This is a genomic window from Consotaella salsifontis (assembly GCF_900167365.1).
GTDB classification, from domain to species: domain Bacteria; phylum Pseudomonadota; class Alphaproteobacteria; order Rhizobiales; family Rhizobiaceae; genus Consotaella; species Consotaella salsifontis.
Genome location: NZ_FUXL01000002.1, coordinates 254,717 through 268,154 on the forward strand (window position 1 = coordinate 254,717; position 13,438 = coordinate 268,154).

The window sequence follows — 13,438 nt, forward strand, 5'->3', positions numbered from 1 at the left end:
GGTCAGCCCGCGAGCCCCGGCTCGCCATGCCACCGCCGAGCCCGATAGACATAGCGTGAGGTCAGCATCAGCGCCGCCGCCGCCAGTCCGGAGGCGAGCCCGCTCCAAATGCCGAGCCCTCCCCAGCCCGCGCCAAATGCCACGAAATAGGCGACCGGCATGCCGACGAACCAGTAGCTGACCACGGCGATGAACATCGGCGTGCGGGTATCCTTCATGCCGCGCAGGACGCCGCTTGCCACGGCCTGGAGCGAATCGAAGATCTGAAAGATCGCGGCCACGAGGAGCAGCGGCGCGGCATAGGCGAGCACCGCTTCCGCGTTTTCCCTCTCGGGATCAAGATAGAGGCCGACGAGCTGGTCCGGGATCAGCCAGAAGAGAGAGGCCGTGCCGAAGGCTATCGTGCCGCCAAGCAGGAGCGCCGAGACACCCGCCCGCCAAAGCTCACCAGGATCGCCACGGCCGAAGGCCAATCCGACGCGGACGGTTGCGGCATTGCCGATGCCCAGCGGTATCATGAAGGCGATGGACGAAATCTGGAGCGCGATGCCATGGGCGGCGAGCGGGATCGTGCCGATCCATCCCACCATCAGCGACGACGCCGTGAACAGGCCGACCTCCGCGATGACGGTCGCCCCAATTGGCCAGCCGAGCCGAATGATCTCAAAGAACGCCGCCCAGTCGGGCCGCCAGAACCGCTGATACAGCGCATAGCGCTCGAACTCGCGAGAGCGTGCGGTGTAGACGAAGAGCAGCGCCGCCATGATGATCTGTGTCCCGAGGGTGGCGATCGCCGCGCCGACAAGGCCGAGCGCCGGCGCACCAAACTCGCCGAAGATAAGAGCATAGTCGAGCACAGCGTTGCTCAGGGCGCCGGCAAGAACCACCGCGAGAACACGATAGGCGCGGTTCAGCACCGTCAGGTAGGACCTGAGCCCCATGATGAGGAGTGCGGGAAACATCGACCATTGGGCGACATGCATGTAATCGGCAGAGAGCGCCGCCACGTCGGGCTTCTGACCAAGCGCGACGAGAATGCCTTCGATGTGCCAGAGCGGGATCATGACCAGCGCCGCATAGATCCCCGACACCCAGAGGCTCATGCGGATGGCGCGCCGCACCTCGCGAACGTCACCCTTGCCTTCCGCGTTGGCGGCGAGCGGGAGCGCGGCCTGGGCAAAGCCCGAACCGAAGATGAAGACGAAGAAGAACGCCTGAGTCGCAAGCACAGCGGCGGCGAGCTCGCGAGCCCCCAGCCAGCCGATCATGACGGTGTCCGTGACGGAGATGGTGATCTGCGTCAGCTGCGCGCCGACCAGCGGCAGCGCCAGTACAGCGGTCGCGCGCGCATGGCCCGGCCATGAGAGGGAGGAAGCAACAGGCACGACCACGCGGTCGCCGTTGCCTGCGGTAAGACGGGTATCGGGATTCATCATATCACCTGTGAACCCTGCCCTTAGCCGGTGCCACGCCGGAAGTCCAACCCGTCGTGAGGGGATCCGTCAGCGCGGAAACTGGATCGGTATCGGCGGGTTTCGCTGCGCCTCCCGCTAGAGCCGGGCGCGGGTGCTTCGCGGCGTTGCCAGAAGAAGATTCGTCTCGCTGGCGGTGATGCCGGGAACCAGGCGGATGCGCCTCAGCACACTGTCGAAATCGGCCAGCGTCGCGGCACCAAGCTCGACGACGAGGTCCCAGCGCCCGTTGGTGGTGTGGATCTCCGAAACCTCCGGAAAGCCGCCAAGCGCGCTGATCACTCGATCCGTTACCCGTCCTTCGATTTCAATCATCATGATGCCGCGCACCGGAAGATCGACGGCGTCCGCCGGTAGAATCACCGTATAGCCGAGAATGCTGCCGTTCTTTTCCAGCTTTTCCAGTCGCGAGCGTACCGTGGCGCGGGACGCGCCGAGCGCGGCGGCAAGATCGGAGATCGAGCGCCGGGCATTGTGCCGAAGGAGCGTGATGAGGTTGGTGTCGAGCTGATCCATGCCGCTTTGCCTCCTGTAGCCGACATATTGCTAAGAAACTGCCGCCTTTTTGGCAATAATGCCTGTTCGATCCGCCGCCATCCCCTGCTTGTCTGACAGGAACAGGAGTTTGGACATGGATGTAAAGCTGATCGGCGCGCCGCTTCAGGATGGCGCACCCCAACTGGGCTGTGCCATGGGGCCGGCGGCGCTGCGCATAGCGGGCCTCGCCGATGCCCTCACCGCCCTCGGCCATCGCGTCGTCGATAAGGGCGACGTCGCCGCCTCACCATCATCACCCGCGAGCCACCCCAACGCAGCGGTGCGCAATCTTGCGGAGATTTCAGCCTGGACGGCCCGCCTCGCCGAAACCGCGTGGCGGGAAAGCGCCGATGCCATGCCGATCTTCCTCGGCGGAGACCACGCGCTTTCCGCCGGCACGGTGTCGGGCATGGCGCGGCGCGCGGCAGAGCTCGGCCGGCCGCTCTTCGTGCTGTGGCTGGACGCACATACCGATTTCCACACGCTTAAAACGACGACGAGCGGCAATCTCCATGGGGTGCCGGTTGCCTACTTCACCGGGCAGCCCGGCTTTCAGCCCTATTTTCCGACCGTTTCAGCGCCGGTCGATCCCCGCAATATCTCGATGATCGGAATCCGAAGCGTCGACCCGGCCGAGCGGGAGGCCGTGGCAAAGTCCGGGATCGCCGTCCACGACATGCGCGCGATCGACGAGAACGGCATCGCAGCCCTGCTTCGCCCGTTCCTCGAACGTGTCGCGGCGGCCGGCGGCCTTCTCCATGTGAGCTTCGACGTCGACTTCCTCGACCCTGCGGTCGGACCGGCCGTCAGCACCACGGTTCCGGGCGGGGCAACCTTCCGCGAGGCGCATCTCGTCATGGAGATGCTGCACGACAGCGGCCTCGTCGCAAGTCTGGACCTTGTCGAACTCAACCCGTTCCTCGATGAACGCGGACGCACAGCGATGTTGCTGGTCGAGCTCGCCGCAAGCCTGATGGGCCGCAAAGTGATGGACCGCCCCACCCGCAGCTATTAGCTCTAAAGAGCCCGATTGTGTGCCGAATAGAATTGCCCCCTCTTTAAGCTTCTCTGAATTTATATGTGATTTATATTTGAAGTGTAATATTTAAAATTTTTTCCGGCAGTATTCCCTCATCCCACCCTCGGGATGCCAAGTCGATTTATGCCCGGAATTTACTCTATGCGGATCTCTGACGTTCGTCTCACCGCTCGCCTTGTGGCGGCGTTCACCCTGCCCATCATCATGATGTTCTATATGGCGGCGGATAGAATATCCTCTTCGCACCAGACCTATAACGAGATGCACGATCTCGTTGAGAAGGCCCGGGCGATCGGGGCCGCGGGCCGACTCATCCACACCCTCCAGGCGGAGAGAGGAACCTCGTCCACATTCATGGCGTCCGGGGGACTTCAGGCCAAGGATCGACTGGCGTCGGTGCGCGCGGCCACGGACGGCGCGCTCAGCGATTTCTCCGCCATGGAGCGGGAGATCGACGGCGAGACCCTCGCCATCACCCAGGCCGTTGCCGGAAATCTGGAGGCCATCCCAGCGCTCCGCGACGACGTCGCCACGCTGCGTGTCCTGCCGCAGAAGGCATTCCAGACATACAACGGCATGATTTCATCCCTCATCGACGCCGTTGTCCACCTGTCGTCCGGCACTGCCGATCAGGAGCTTGCGCCGCGCCTCGTCGCCTATGATGACCTGCTTCTGGCCAAGGAATATGCGGGCCAGGAACGCGGCATGGGCGCCGGCGTCATCGCGGCGCGCCGCTTCGATCCGGGCATCTATGTGAAGTTCGTCTCGTTCGGCGGCGCCGAGGCCGTTCTTCTGCAGCGTTATGCCGCCTCGCTGCCATCCGACAGGAAAGCGGCCTTTGAGCAACGCCTGGCCGCTGCGGGCACCGCGGACCTCGAAGAGATGCGGGCTTCGATGATGAAGAACGGCGTGACGACCGATCTCGGCGGCCTCGACCCCATGACTTGGTTCGACCTCGCCAGCAAGAGAATCAACGCGCTGAAGGCGACCGAGGACGAAGAGCTCGCCGCGATCGCCAATGACGCCACAGTGGCGGCAGAGCGCGCCTGGTCCGCCTTCGTGCGCCTGCTCGCATGGCTTGGGACCGCAACGGCAGCAACGCTCGTCGCCTCGCTTCTCATCGCTCGCACCGTTTCCCGCCCGCTCGCCGAGCTGACCGCATCCATGCGCAGCCTCGCCGAAGGACGCATCGAGATGGATCGCATCGACATCACCCGCAAGGACGAGATCGGACTGATGGCGCGCGCGGTCCATCGTTTCGTCGACATCACGCGCGATAACGCGACGGCACAGCGTCAGGAAGAATTGCGCCACGCCCAGGAACGGGAGGCCGACCGCGCCGAAGCGGAAGCATCCCGCCGATCCAGGGCCGAAACCGTCGAGCAGGCACTCTCGTCCCTCGCCGAGGGACTGGAGCTTCTGGCCAGCGGCCGGCTGGATCACCGGATCGGGAGACCGTTCTCCTCGGACATGGACGCGGTGCGGCTCAATTTCAATCGCGCTGCCGACAAGCTCTCCGATGCGCTGCGGTCGGTGGGAACCACGGTCGCCGTCGTGCGGCAGGGCACGAAGGAGCTTCAGGCAGCGAGCGACGATCTTGCCGCCCGCACGGAAAATCAGGCGTCCGCGCTGGAGGAAACGGCGGCAGCGCTGGCGGAAGTCTCCGGTAGCATCGATGCGACGTCAAAGCGCGCCGGACACGCCCAGGATCTGGTGAGCGAAACGTCCAGCTACGCCAGCCGCTCCTCGACGGTCGTCGGACAAAGCGTCAACGCCATCGAAACCATTGCCGAATCCTCCCGGCAAATCTCCAAAATCACTGGCGTCATCGACGAGATCGCTTTCCAGACGAACCTTCTCGCCCTGAACGCGGGCGTCGAGGCGGCGCGCGCCGGCGAGGCCGGCAAGGGCTTCGCCGTCGTTGCCCAGGAAGTGCGAGCCCTTGCCCAGCGCTCGGCGGATGCAGCCCGCGAGATCAAGAGCCTGATCGAGCGCTCCTTGTCGGAGGTCGACCACGGCGTTTCCCTTTCGAGCCAGGCCAACAAGTCGATCGAGGGAATCGTCGAAAGGGTCGTCCGCGTACAGCGCGAGGTCGAGGCGATCGTCGCCAACGCCACACAGCAGGCAACGACGCTCTCCGAGATCAACCGGGCGGTTTCCCAGATGGACGTCGTCACACAGCAGAATGCGGCGATGGTCGAGGAGTCGACCGCGGCCACTCATTCGCTGTCAACCGAAGCGGAAACGCTGGAAAGGCATGTCGGCGCCTTCACCTTCGCCGATAACCGGGCAACGTCAGCGAGAGGCATGCGATCAGCCGCCTGAGACAAGGGCGCGACAAAGAGCGGTCGCGGCTTGGCGTTTGATGGATGCTGAATTCGCGTTATGAAGCGCCGAGCAAGGCGACATCCGGTCGCCCTGCCCTCTTCTTCCCGACCCTCGGCTTGCCGAGGCGGCCCTTTTCGAGAGATCGCGCGCAGACCGCCATGCCCCACGCACTTCTGGAAGAAACCGCCGATGCTCTTCTGTTCGACATGGACGGCACCATCCTCACCTCTCTGAAGGCGGCGGAGCGCGTCTGGGGAGCCTGGGCGGAGCGTCAGGGCCTCGATGTCGCGACCTTCCTGCCGAAGATGCATGGCGCAAGGGGCATCGATACGATCCGCAATCTCGGCCTTCCAGGGATCGACCCTCAGGTCGAAGCGGACGGCATCGCCGAAGCCGAGATGATCGACGTTGCAGACATCGAGCAGATTCCAGGCGCTGCAGCCTTCCTGTCCGGTCTGCCGGTATCGCGCTGGACCATCGTCACTTCCTCGCCGCGCCGGCTGGCCGCTCGCCGGCTCGAGGCGGCCGGACTGCCCGCGCCGGAAACGATGATCACGGCGGAGGATATCGAGCGCGGCAAGCCCGCTCCCGACGGCTTCCTGCTCGCGGCGCGACGGCTCGGCACAACGGCGGCGCGCTGCCTGATCTTCGAGGACGCGCCGACCGGCATCGCTGCGGCGGAGGCCGCCGGCGGCAAGGTCGTCGTGGTGACGGCATGGCTCCATGGCGAGGTCGAGGAGCGGCACCTCGCCATCCCCGACTATCGGAGCCTCAGGACGGAAGTTCTGCCGGACGGGCGCATCCGCGTCTTCAAGGCCGACTGATCGGCTTGCCCTGAGTCCGAGAGCGGCGCCACGGCGCCGGCTCACACTTCGTCAAGCGCGGCCGATCATCCCTTGGCAGCAGTCCCATTCTTCGCGGCCCCAGCCTCGGCGCTCGCCACCAGTTCCTTGCCCTCCAGCGAGCGGGCCGGCACCATGCGGACGACCTTGTAGCCCTTTTCCTGAAGTGCCTTGAGGAAGTCCGGCAACATCGCGGCCGTCCGGCCGTGGATGTCGTGGAAGAGAATGATGCCCTTGCCCCGCGCCTCCAGGCGGGAAAGGGCGCGCTCCTTCACCTGCTCGGGCGTGCTGATGAAGTAGTCCTTGGAATCCACATCCGCGCCGACCACGACGACGCCCTCGCCGGCCAAGGCATCGCGCAGAGCCTTCGTCGAGGCGAGGTAGGGGAAGCGGAAGAAGCGGATGGGGTCGGTGCGGAGCGGCCGCAGCGCGGCGGAGATGCCCTCGTCGCCGGCCTTGATCTCGTCCATCGCGGCATCGAACTTCAGGCTGGCGAGGTTCTTGTGGTCCTCGGTGTGGTTGCCGATGGTGTGCCCTCGGGCCGCGACCTGACGCACAATGGCCGGATAGGTTCGCGCCATCTGGCCGACCATCATGAACGTCGCCTTGACGCCATAGTGATCCAGCGCATCGAGAATCTTGGTGGTCTTGCCCGGCATCGGGCCGTCGTCGAAGGTCAGGATGACCTCGTGATCCTTCAGGACGATATCGCTCGCGCGACTGACCGGCAGTGTCCTGCCTGTGAGAGGTCCTTCCGTGCCTTTATAGGCCTGCGGGAACATGTCGCCATTTGACTTGCTAAGGCTGACGCTGGGGCTGGCGAAGGCGAGGAGAGGCACCATGCCATCGGTCGTCCGGACGCTGGCATCGGCGACGGGCTTCTCCCTGGGAAGCTGGGCACAGCCGCTCACGCCGGCCGTGCCGAGCACGGTCGCCAAGACAAGAGAGAGACAACGCATGATGGGGGTCCCCGGTGAAAGACCCGGAGAGAGTTAATTTGTTAAGGTTAATGGACCCTTTCCGGCGGTGGGTCCTTTTGGCCACTCCCGGTGTATTTGGAGCGTCTCGTCTCCTGCCCGCCGGAGAACGACATCCGACATCTGTCAGCCCCGAGCCTCGCGGCAGGATGCGGGAGCCGAACCAGCCTGTCGGACAAGAACTGCTACGCTTTCCTTCGATCGCGATCGGCAAGCCGCACGACTTCGGCCGTCTGCCGGGTCGGCTGCGTCTCCACGACGACAGGTGCTTCCTTCGTCTGGCGGCTGAGCGCCAGAAGATCATGGACCTGACCGATGATCTGGCGACGGACCTTGGTGTCGAGCTTCTTCATCCACATCGCGGGGATGGCATCGGCCCCATAGGTCGCGCCGGCGAGCATGCCCACCAGGGCGCCGGTGGTATCGGCGTCTCCCCCCTGGTTCACGGTTTCGATGAGCGCGGTCTGAAAGTCGTTGGTGGCGAAATAGTGGTGGAGGACTGTCTGCACCGTGTCGAGGACGAAGGCGGAACTCAAGCCGCGATAAGGCTCGAAGCGGAAGGCGTTGCACTCGTCGACCAGCTTGTCCGCCGCGCGGCGCACATCTTCGCGCGAGCCGCCGAGCACCAGAATGCGCGTCATGTGGCCGAGAGCGATGGTCGCCTGATCGGACAGCGGGTGATTGTGCGTCGTGCGGCTCTGGCCCAGCGACCAAGCCTCCATCAGGGGAGGATTGAAGAGCGTGGCGAGAACGACGGGCAGGTTGCGCATCAGCGCGCCGTTGCCGGCGTCACCCTCGTTGAACGGGGTCTCGGTGGTGCCGTGGACCATGAAGCGCTGAATGCCGCGTCGGCAGGTGTTGCCGACATCGACCGGCCGGCTGCGGAACCAGCTGGCGAAGGCGCTGCAGACGGCGGCGGCATCAAAGCCACTGCGCCCGACCAAAGAGTTTCCGAGCGCGAGGCTCATCTCCGTGTCGTCCGTGACCTGCCCCGGCTTCAACCGCAGCCAGCCGCCGCCGATCATCTTGGTGTGGAGCTTGTACTGCGCCTCAATCTCGTCCTTGGAGAGGAACTCGACCGTCGCGCCCAGAGCGTCGCCAACGGCGAGCCCGAAATATGCACCGAGCGCCCTGTCGCGAATGCCGTCTTCGAGGATCTCGCTCATAGCCTCCGCTCCCTTCCCTTCGATGCCCGTGTCCTTGTGGGACAGGCCAGCCGTTCCCCGTCTCCACCGAGAATGGCTGCATGACACCGCATCCGACAAGACGTCTCGCGCTCAACGGGCACGTCTTCCCCGCGGAATCGACCAGAAGTCCACCGAAACATCACCCTGAAAGGCGGCGCCCGCACTCGGAAGATGGGCTTCCACGACCAATGACGGCGGCAATGACGCCACCGACGAGACTCCTGCCGTTCTCCGCTTGGGGATGATGCGCCGCCAACCTCCCGCTCGACGCTCCGATGGTCCTCGGAAAGGACTCAGTCACCAAATGACCCAGGGGCGCATTGACGCACCGCAATGTCGGGCGGCGGACGCCTGATGAGCCCCCGCCTCTTGTCCAGTCAGCCGGCGTTCCGCATCAGTTCCGGCTCACGGGCGCGATCGCCGCGCAACGCACGACCGGAGCCGTCGAACAGGCGCAGCGCGGATACATCGACCGACAGCGACACCGTCGAATCGCGCGCGAGCCTCACCTCGCCCGGCAGCTTCGCCACCAGGGGCTCATCGCCCCGTCCGATATCGATATAGACCAGCGTCACCTCTCCGAGCGACTCGACCAAGGTCACGCGCCCGGTAAAGAGCCCCTGCCCTTCATCCACAAGCTCGAGGCTTTCCGGCCTGACGCCAAGATGCGCGGCCGAACTAGAAGACCCGGAAGGCGTCGGCACGGGCACCACGATGCGGCGCCCACCCTCCGGCACGACGGCCGTCTCGGCGCCGGCGGCCTCGATCCTTGCCGGCAGGATGTTCATCGAAGGAGAGCCGATGAAACGGGCGACGAAGAGGTTGTCGGGATCGTTGTAGAGCTCCATCGGCGATCCAACCTGCTCGACATGGCCGCTGTTGAGCACGACGATGCGGTCGGCAAGGGTCATCGCCTCCACCTGATCATGGGTGACGTAGATCATCGTCGTGTCCGCCATGCGCTCGTGCAGCCGCGCGATCTCGATGCGAGTAGCGACACGCAGTGCCGCGTCGAGATTGGACAGCGGTTCGTCGAAGAGGAAGACCTTGGGGTCGCGGGTAATCGCACGGCCGATGGCGACGCGCTGGCGCTGGCCACCCGAGAGCGCCTTGGGTAGGCGGTCGAGATAGGGCTCGATCTGGAGGATCGCCGCCGCCTCGCGCACCCGCCGGTCGACCTCGCTCGACGATGAGCCTTTGTCGAGGCGCAAGCCGAAGGCCATGTTGTCGTAGACCGTCATATGCGGATAGAGCGCATAGGACTGGAACACCATGGCCACGCCCCGCGCTTTCGGCGTCAGGGCGTTCACCACCTGACCGTCGATCTGGAACGTTCCGCCCGTGATGTCCTCGAGGCCGGCGATGACGCGCAGCAAGGTGGACTTGCCGCAGCCGGAGGGGCCGACGAAAACGACGAACTCGCCGGAGCGGATGTCGAGATTGATGTCGTGCAGCACCTTCACGCTGCCATAGGATTTCTTGATGTTGGTCAGCTTCAGATGCGCCATGTCAGGCCCCTCTCAGCTCCGCGCTGCCAGCGCGACCACGGGGTTGATGTCCGGTTGTGGGGTCCGGCACCGGCTGCCGAACCGCCGTTCGCGAGGATTGCGCTAGCCCTTCACACCGCCGGCGGTGAGGCCCGAAATGATCTTGCGCTGGAAGATGAGGACCAGCACGATGAGCGGCACGGTGACGATCACCGAGGCGGCCATGATGGTGCCCCAGGGGATTTCCTGCTCCGAGGCGCCCGACAGGAGCGCGATCGCCACGGGCACCGTCCGCGTCTCGTTGTTGGAGACGAAGGTCAGCGCGAAGAGGAACTCGTTCCAGGCGGCGATGAAGGCGAGGAGCCCGGTCGTCACCAATGCCGGCCACATCAGCGGCAGGAACACCTTCAGGACGATGGTCAGCGGCGCCGCACCGTCGACGATCGCCGCCTCCTCGATCTCCACCGGCAGATCGCGCATGAAGGTCGTCAGCACCCACACGGTGAACGGCAAGGTGAAGATCATATAGGCGAACATCAACGAGAAGAGCGTGTTGTAGAGCCCGGCCGCGCGGATCATCTCGAAGAGCCCGGCGAGCACCGCGATCTGCGGGAACATCGAGACGCCGAGGATGGTGAGAAGCAGCAGCGTTCGGCCCCTGAAGGTAATGCGCGACAGCGCGTAGGCCGCCGTCACCGCCAGGAAGAGCGAGATCACCACCACGACCGTCGCCACGATTACGGAGTTCAAGATATTCTTCGGGAAGACACCGGTAGCGAAGAGATCGGCATAATTCCCGAAGTCGAAATGCGTCGGAAGATAATCGACCTGGAATAGCGCGGTGCCCGACTTCAGGCTGGTCAGGATCGCGTAGTAGAACGGAAACACCGAGAACAGAACAATGAAGGCCACGAGGAGGTAGAACCCCGTCTGCTTGATCACGGTCGGCATCAGCGCCCTCCCTCGAATTCGAGCTTCGCGGCCTTGATGTAGACCAGCGTGATCATCGCAATGACCAGGAAAAGCAGCGTCGATGCCGCTGATCCATAGGAGAACTTGTCGAACTGGAAGAGATTTTCCTGGGCGAAGACCGACATGGACTTCGTCTGGGTGTTGTTCGGCGTCAGCACATAGATGAGGTCGAAGACCCGCAGTGCATCGAGGGCGCGAAAGATCACGGCGACGAGGATCGCCGGCCGGATCAGCGGCAATGTGACCTTCCAGAACACCTTGACCGGATGGATGCCGTCGATTTTCGCTGCCTCGTAGATGTCTCCCGGCACCATCTGGAGGCCGGCGAGAATAAGCAGCGCCATGAAGGGCGTCGTCTTCCAGACGTCGACGATGATGACGGCGATCATCGCCGTGGAGGGGTTCGCGGTCCAAGCGATGGGCTGGGAGAGAATGCCGACGGACATCAGCATGTCGTTGAGGATGCCGAACTGATCGTTCATCATCCAGGCCCACATCTTCGCCGAGACGATGGTGGGAATGGCCCAGGGAATCAGAACGGCGGCCCGGACCCAGGCGCGACCGCGAAACTCGGCATTCAGGACGAGTGCAAACACAAGTCCAAGCACAGTCTCGATAGTAACCGAAATGGCGGCGTAATAGACCGTATTCCAGACGGCGTTCCACCAATTGGGATCGACGAGAAGGCCGAAATACTCGCCCTCCCCGTCACCATAGTCGACATATTCAAGGTAGTTTCGGAAGCCGACGAAATTTGCGCCGGCAAGATCGTCGAGGCTGGCGTCGGTGAAGGAAAACCAGATGGTTTTGACGAGAGGCCACCCCGCGACGAGCGCCAACACCAGGATCATTGGCGTGAGGAACATCCAGGCGGAGCGAAGCCTCTGGCGCGACAATTGCGACTGAACCGCGGCCGCCTCATCCGCAACGAATGAATGCTCGGTAGGCGGCGCACCGAGTTTGACGTTGGTCATGGCTCCTCCCACTGACCTTTATTCTGTTAAGAATGTGCCGAATACTTAGTTCCCTAACAGCACACCAAAAATCGCATCTGAGTTGCGGCGGTAGCCAGCGTGGTTACTTTTCCGGCGAGGAATGCACCTTCCCTGTTGGTCCAGCCGGCGCCGAAGCGCGGGCTGGTGCGTGTCTATCGGAGATGATGGAGCGCCGGATGCTGGCGAAAGCCGGAGATACCGACTGGCGCGATCAGGGACGCCGGTGCGGCAGATTCCGCGCCGGCGAAGGAGGGAAAGACGTCTATTCCCAGCCGCCGCGCTTGAGCCGCTTCAGCTGACGGTCAAGTTGCTTCAGGTTTTCCTCGGCCGAGCCGCGGCCGGCCAGTGTCTCGTTCACCGCCGTCCAGAAGTCCTTGGAGACTTCGTTATACTGCTTTTTGGTGGGCGCGGAGGGGCGCGCCACGGCGTTGGTGACGACATCCTTCCACTGCGCGACGATCGGCTGCGCCTTGGCGACCTCGGGATCCTCATAGACGCTGCCGATGGTCGGCAGCTTGGCCGAACGGATCGCGCGATCCTTCTGCGCGTCGGCCGAGGTCAGGAACTTGACCAGCTCGACGGCGTCGTCGGGGTGGCGGGAATATTTCGAAACGGCAAGGTTATAGCCTCCCAGGCACGCCGCCGGATTGCCTCCCTCGCCGGCCGGCAACGGCACGACGGCGAACTTGTCCTTGACCGCCGACTCGCCGCTTTGCGACAGGGCATAGGCGTAGGGCCAGTTGCGCATGAAGATGGCCTTGCCGGTCTGCCAGACGCCACGCGCCTCTTCCTCCTGATAGGAGAGCACGCCTTGCGGGGCGATGGTCCCGATCCACCCGGCCGCCTGCTTCAAGGCCGCCACGGCCTTGTCGTTGTTGATGGTGATCTCGCCATCGGGTTCGACGATCTGGCCGCCGCCGTGGCTCGCGACCCACTCCAGGCCGTTGCATGTCAAGCCCTCGTAGGGCGCGCCCTGGAAGACGAAGCCGTTGAGGCCCGAATCGCCTTCCTTCTCCAGAATCTGCTTGGCGTCCTTCTCCAGTTCAGCCCAGGTCTTGGGCGGCTCCATGCCGTATTTTTCGAGCAGGTCCTTGCGGTAATAGAGCGCCGGCGCGTCGGCGAACATCGGCAGGGCGACGAGCTTGCCCTCGACCTTCTGCGACTCGATGATCGAGGGAATGTTCTGGCCCGCGATATCCTTGGCGGCGTCCGACAGGTCGACGAAGTGGGCGGCGAGCTGCGGCGCCCATACGACGTCCGTGCGATAGACGTCGATGTCGGGATTTCCGGCCGAAAGCCAAAGCCGGTACTGGCCAAACTGGTCCGTCGAGGAGTTGGGCATCTCGACGATCTTGACGGTGTTGCCGGTCTGCTTTTCGTAGGCGGCTATGCCGGCTCGAATATCCTCGATGTCCTGGCCCGTGGCCCCGGAGACGATCGACAGCTCGACCGCGCTTGCCGGACCGGATATCAGCGCAACGCCGGCTGCGAGCGCGAACCAGAGTTTCATGGACTTCATCGTTGCCTCCCTAGACTGAAACACCACGGTCTGGGGCAGTCGCCGTCGACCGGAATTCCATCCCCGGTGCTCTTTCAAGGGCC

11 protein-coding genes are annotated in these 13,438 nt (G+C 64.0%); 3 read left to right on the plus strand and 8 right to left on the minus strand.

What is annotated here, in order from left to right:
• Nucleotides 1-2: 2 nt before the first annotated feature.
• Together B5D38_RS03315 and B5D38_RS03320 are read right to left on the minus strand one after the other, a co-directional pair.
• Entirely contained in the window at nt 3-1,433 is a 1,431-nt protein-coding gene (locus tag B5D38_RS03315) for an MATE family efflux transporter (protein ID WP_078707109.1), read from the minus strand.
• Nucleotides 1,434-1,550: 117 nt separating this feature from the next.
• Complete coding sequence (locus B5D38_RS03320; protein WP_078706931.1) at nt 1,551-1,988, minus strand: Lrp/AsnC family transcriptional regulator; 438 nt, start codon at nt 1,986-1,988, stop codon at nt 1,551-1,553.
• 115 nt (nt 1,989-2,103) lie between these two features.
• Here B5D38_RS03320 and rocF point away from each other — a divergent pair, with 115 nt between their 5' ends.
• The 3 genes from rocF to B5D38_RS03335 all read left to right on the plus strand — a co-directional run bounded on the left by rocF (nt 2,104) and on the right by B5D38_RS03335 (nt 6,200).
• Complete coding sequence (rocF, locus tag B5D38_RS03325; protein WP_078706932.1) at nt 2,104-3,024, plus strand: arginase; 921 nt, start codon at nt 2,104-2,106, stop codon at nt 3,022-3,024.
• Nucleotides 3,025-3,189: 165 nt separating this feature from the next.
• Nucleotides 3,190-5,373 (plus strand): methyl-accepting chemotaxis protein, encoded by a 2,184-nt coding sequence (locus B5D38_RS03330; RefSeq protein ID WP_165690776.1) that lies wholly within the window; start codon nt 3,190-3,192, stop codon nt 5,371-5,373.
• Between the two features lie 161 nt (nt 5,374-5,534).
• On the plus strand, nt 5,535-6,200 hold the full coding sequence (locus tag B5D38_RS03335; protein ID WP_078707110.1) for an HAD-IA family hydrolase: 666 nt from the start codon (nt 5,535-5,537) through the stop codon (nt 6,198-6,200).
• A gap of 65 nt (nt 6,201-6,265) precedes the next feature.
• Here the strand turns inward: B5D38_RS03335 and B5D38_RS03340 are convergent, their stop codons facing one another.
• The 6 genes from B5D38_RS03340 to B5D38_RS03365 all read right to left on the minus strand — a co-directional run bounded on the left by B5D38_RS03340 (nt 6,266) and on the right by B5D38_RS03365 (nt 13,355).
• A complete protein-coding gene (locus B5D38_RS03340; RefSeq protein ID WP_078706934.1) occupies nt 6,266-7,177 on the minus strand; it encodes a polysaccharide deacetylase family protein in 912 nt (303 codons plus the stop codon).
• A 203-nt stretch (nt 7,178-7,380) separates the two neighbouring features.
• Nucleotides 7,381-8,361 carry an ADP-ribosyl-[dinitrogen reductase] hydrolase gene (draG, locus tag B5D38_RS03345; protein ID WP_078706935.1) on the minus strand — a complete coding sequence of 327 codons (981 nt, stop codon included), beginning with the start codon at nt 8,359-8,361 and terminating at the stop codon, nt 7,381-7,383.
• 398 nt (nt 8,362-8,759) lie between these two features.
• The gene (locus B5D38_RS03350) at nt 8,760-9,890 is read right to left on the minus strand and encodes an ABC transporter ATP-binding protein (protein WP_078706936.1); all 1,131 of its coding nucleotides are present in this window, start codon (nt 9,888-9,890) and stop codon (nt 8,760-8,762) included.
• Nucleotides 9,891-9,992: 102 nt separating this feature from the next.
• A complete protein-coding gene (locus tag B5D38_RS03355) occupies nt 9,993-10,820 on the minus strand; it encodes a carbohydrate ABC transporter permease (protein WP_078706937.1) in 828 nt (275 codons plus the stop codon).
• Nucleotides 10,820-11,815, minus strand: a complete 996-nt coding sequence (locus B5D38_RS03360) for a carbohydrate ABC transporter permease (protein WP_078706938.1) — start codon at nt 11,813-11,815, stop codon at nt 10,820-10,822. Before B5D38_RS03360 ends, B5D38_RS03355 begins: the two co-directional genes overlap by 1 nt.
• A gap of 283 nt (nt 11,816-12,098) precedes the next feature.
• Nucleotides 12,099-13,355, minus strand: a complete 1,257-nt coding sequence (locus tag B5D38_RS03365) for an ABC transporter substrate-binding protein (RefSeq protein ID WP_078706939.1) — start codon at nt 13,353-13,355, stop codon at nt 12,099-12,101.
• Nucleotides 13,356-13,438: the final 83 nt, after the last annotated feature.

Coding starts and splice junctions, on each gene's coding strand:
- B5D38_RS03315 (WP_078707109.1), bottom strand. CDS start 1,433: ATGAATCCCGATACCCGTCTTACCGCAGGCAACGGCGACCGCGTGGTC.
- B5D38_RS03320 (WP_078706931.1), bottom strand. CDS start 1,988: ATGGATCAGCTCGACACCAACCTCATCACGCTCCTTCGGCACAATGCC.
- rocF (WP_078706932.1), top strand. CDS start 2,104: ATGGATGTAAAGCTGATCGGCGCGCCGCTTCAGGATGGCGCACCCCAA.
- B5D38_RS03330 (WP_165690776.1), top strand. CDS start 3,190: ATGCGGATCTCTGACGTTCGTCTCACCGCTCGCCTTGTGGCGGCGTTC.
- B5D38_RS03335 (WP_078707110.1), top strand. CDS start 5,535: ATGCCCCACGCACTTCTGGAAGAAACCGCCGATGCTCTTCTGTTCGAC.
- B5D38_RS03340 (WP_078706934.1), bottom strand. CDS start 7,177: ATGCGTTGTCTCTCTCTTGTCTTGGCGACCGTGCTCGGCACGGCCGGC.
- draG (WP_078706935.1), bottom strand. CDS start 8,361: ATGAGCGAGATCCTCGAAGACGGCATTCGCGACAGGGCGCTCGGTGCA.
- B5D38_RS03350 (WP_078706936.1), bottom strand. CDS start 9,890: ATGGCGCATCTGAAGCTGACCAACATCAAGAAATCCTATGGCAGCGTG.
- B5D38_RS03355 (WP_078706937.1), bottom strand. CDS start 10,820: ATGCCGACCGTGATCAAGCAGACGGGGTTCTACCTCCTCGTGGCCTTC.
- B5D38_RS03360 (WP_078706938.1), bottom strand. CDS start 11,815: ATGACCAACGTCAAACTCGGTGCGCCGCCTACCGAGCATTCATTCGTT.
- B5D38_RS03365 (WP_078706939.1), bottom strand. CDS start 13,355: ATGAAGTCCATGAAACTCTGGTTCGCGCTCGCAGCCGGCGTTGCGCTG.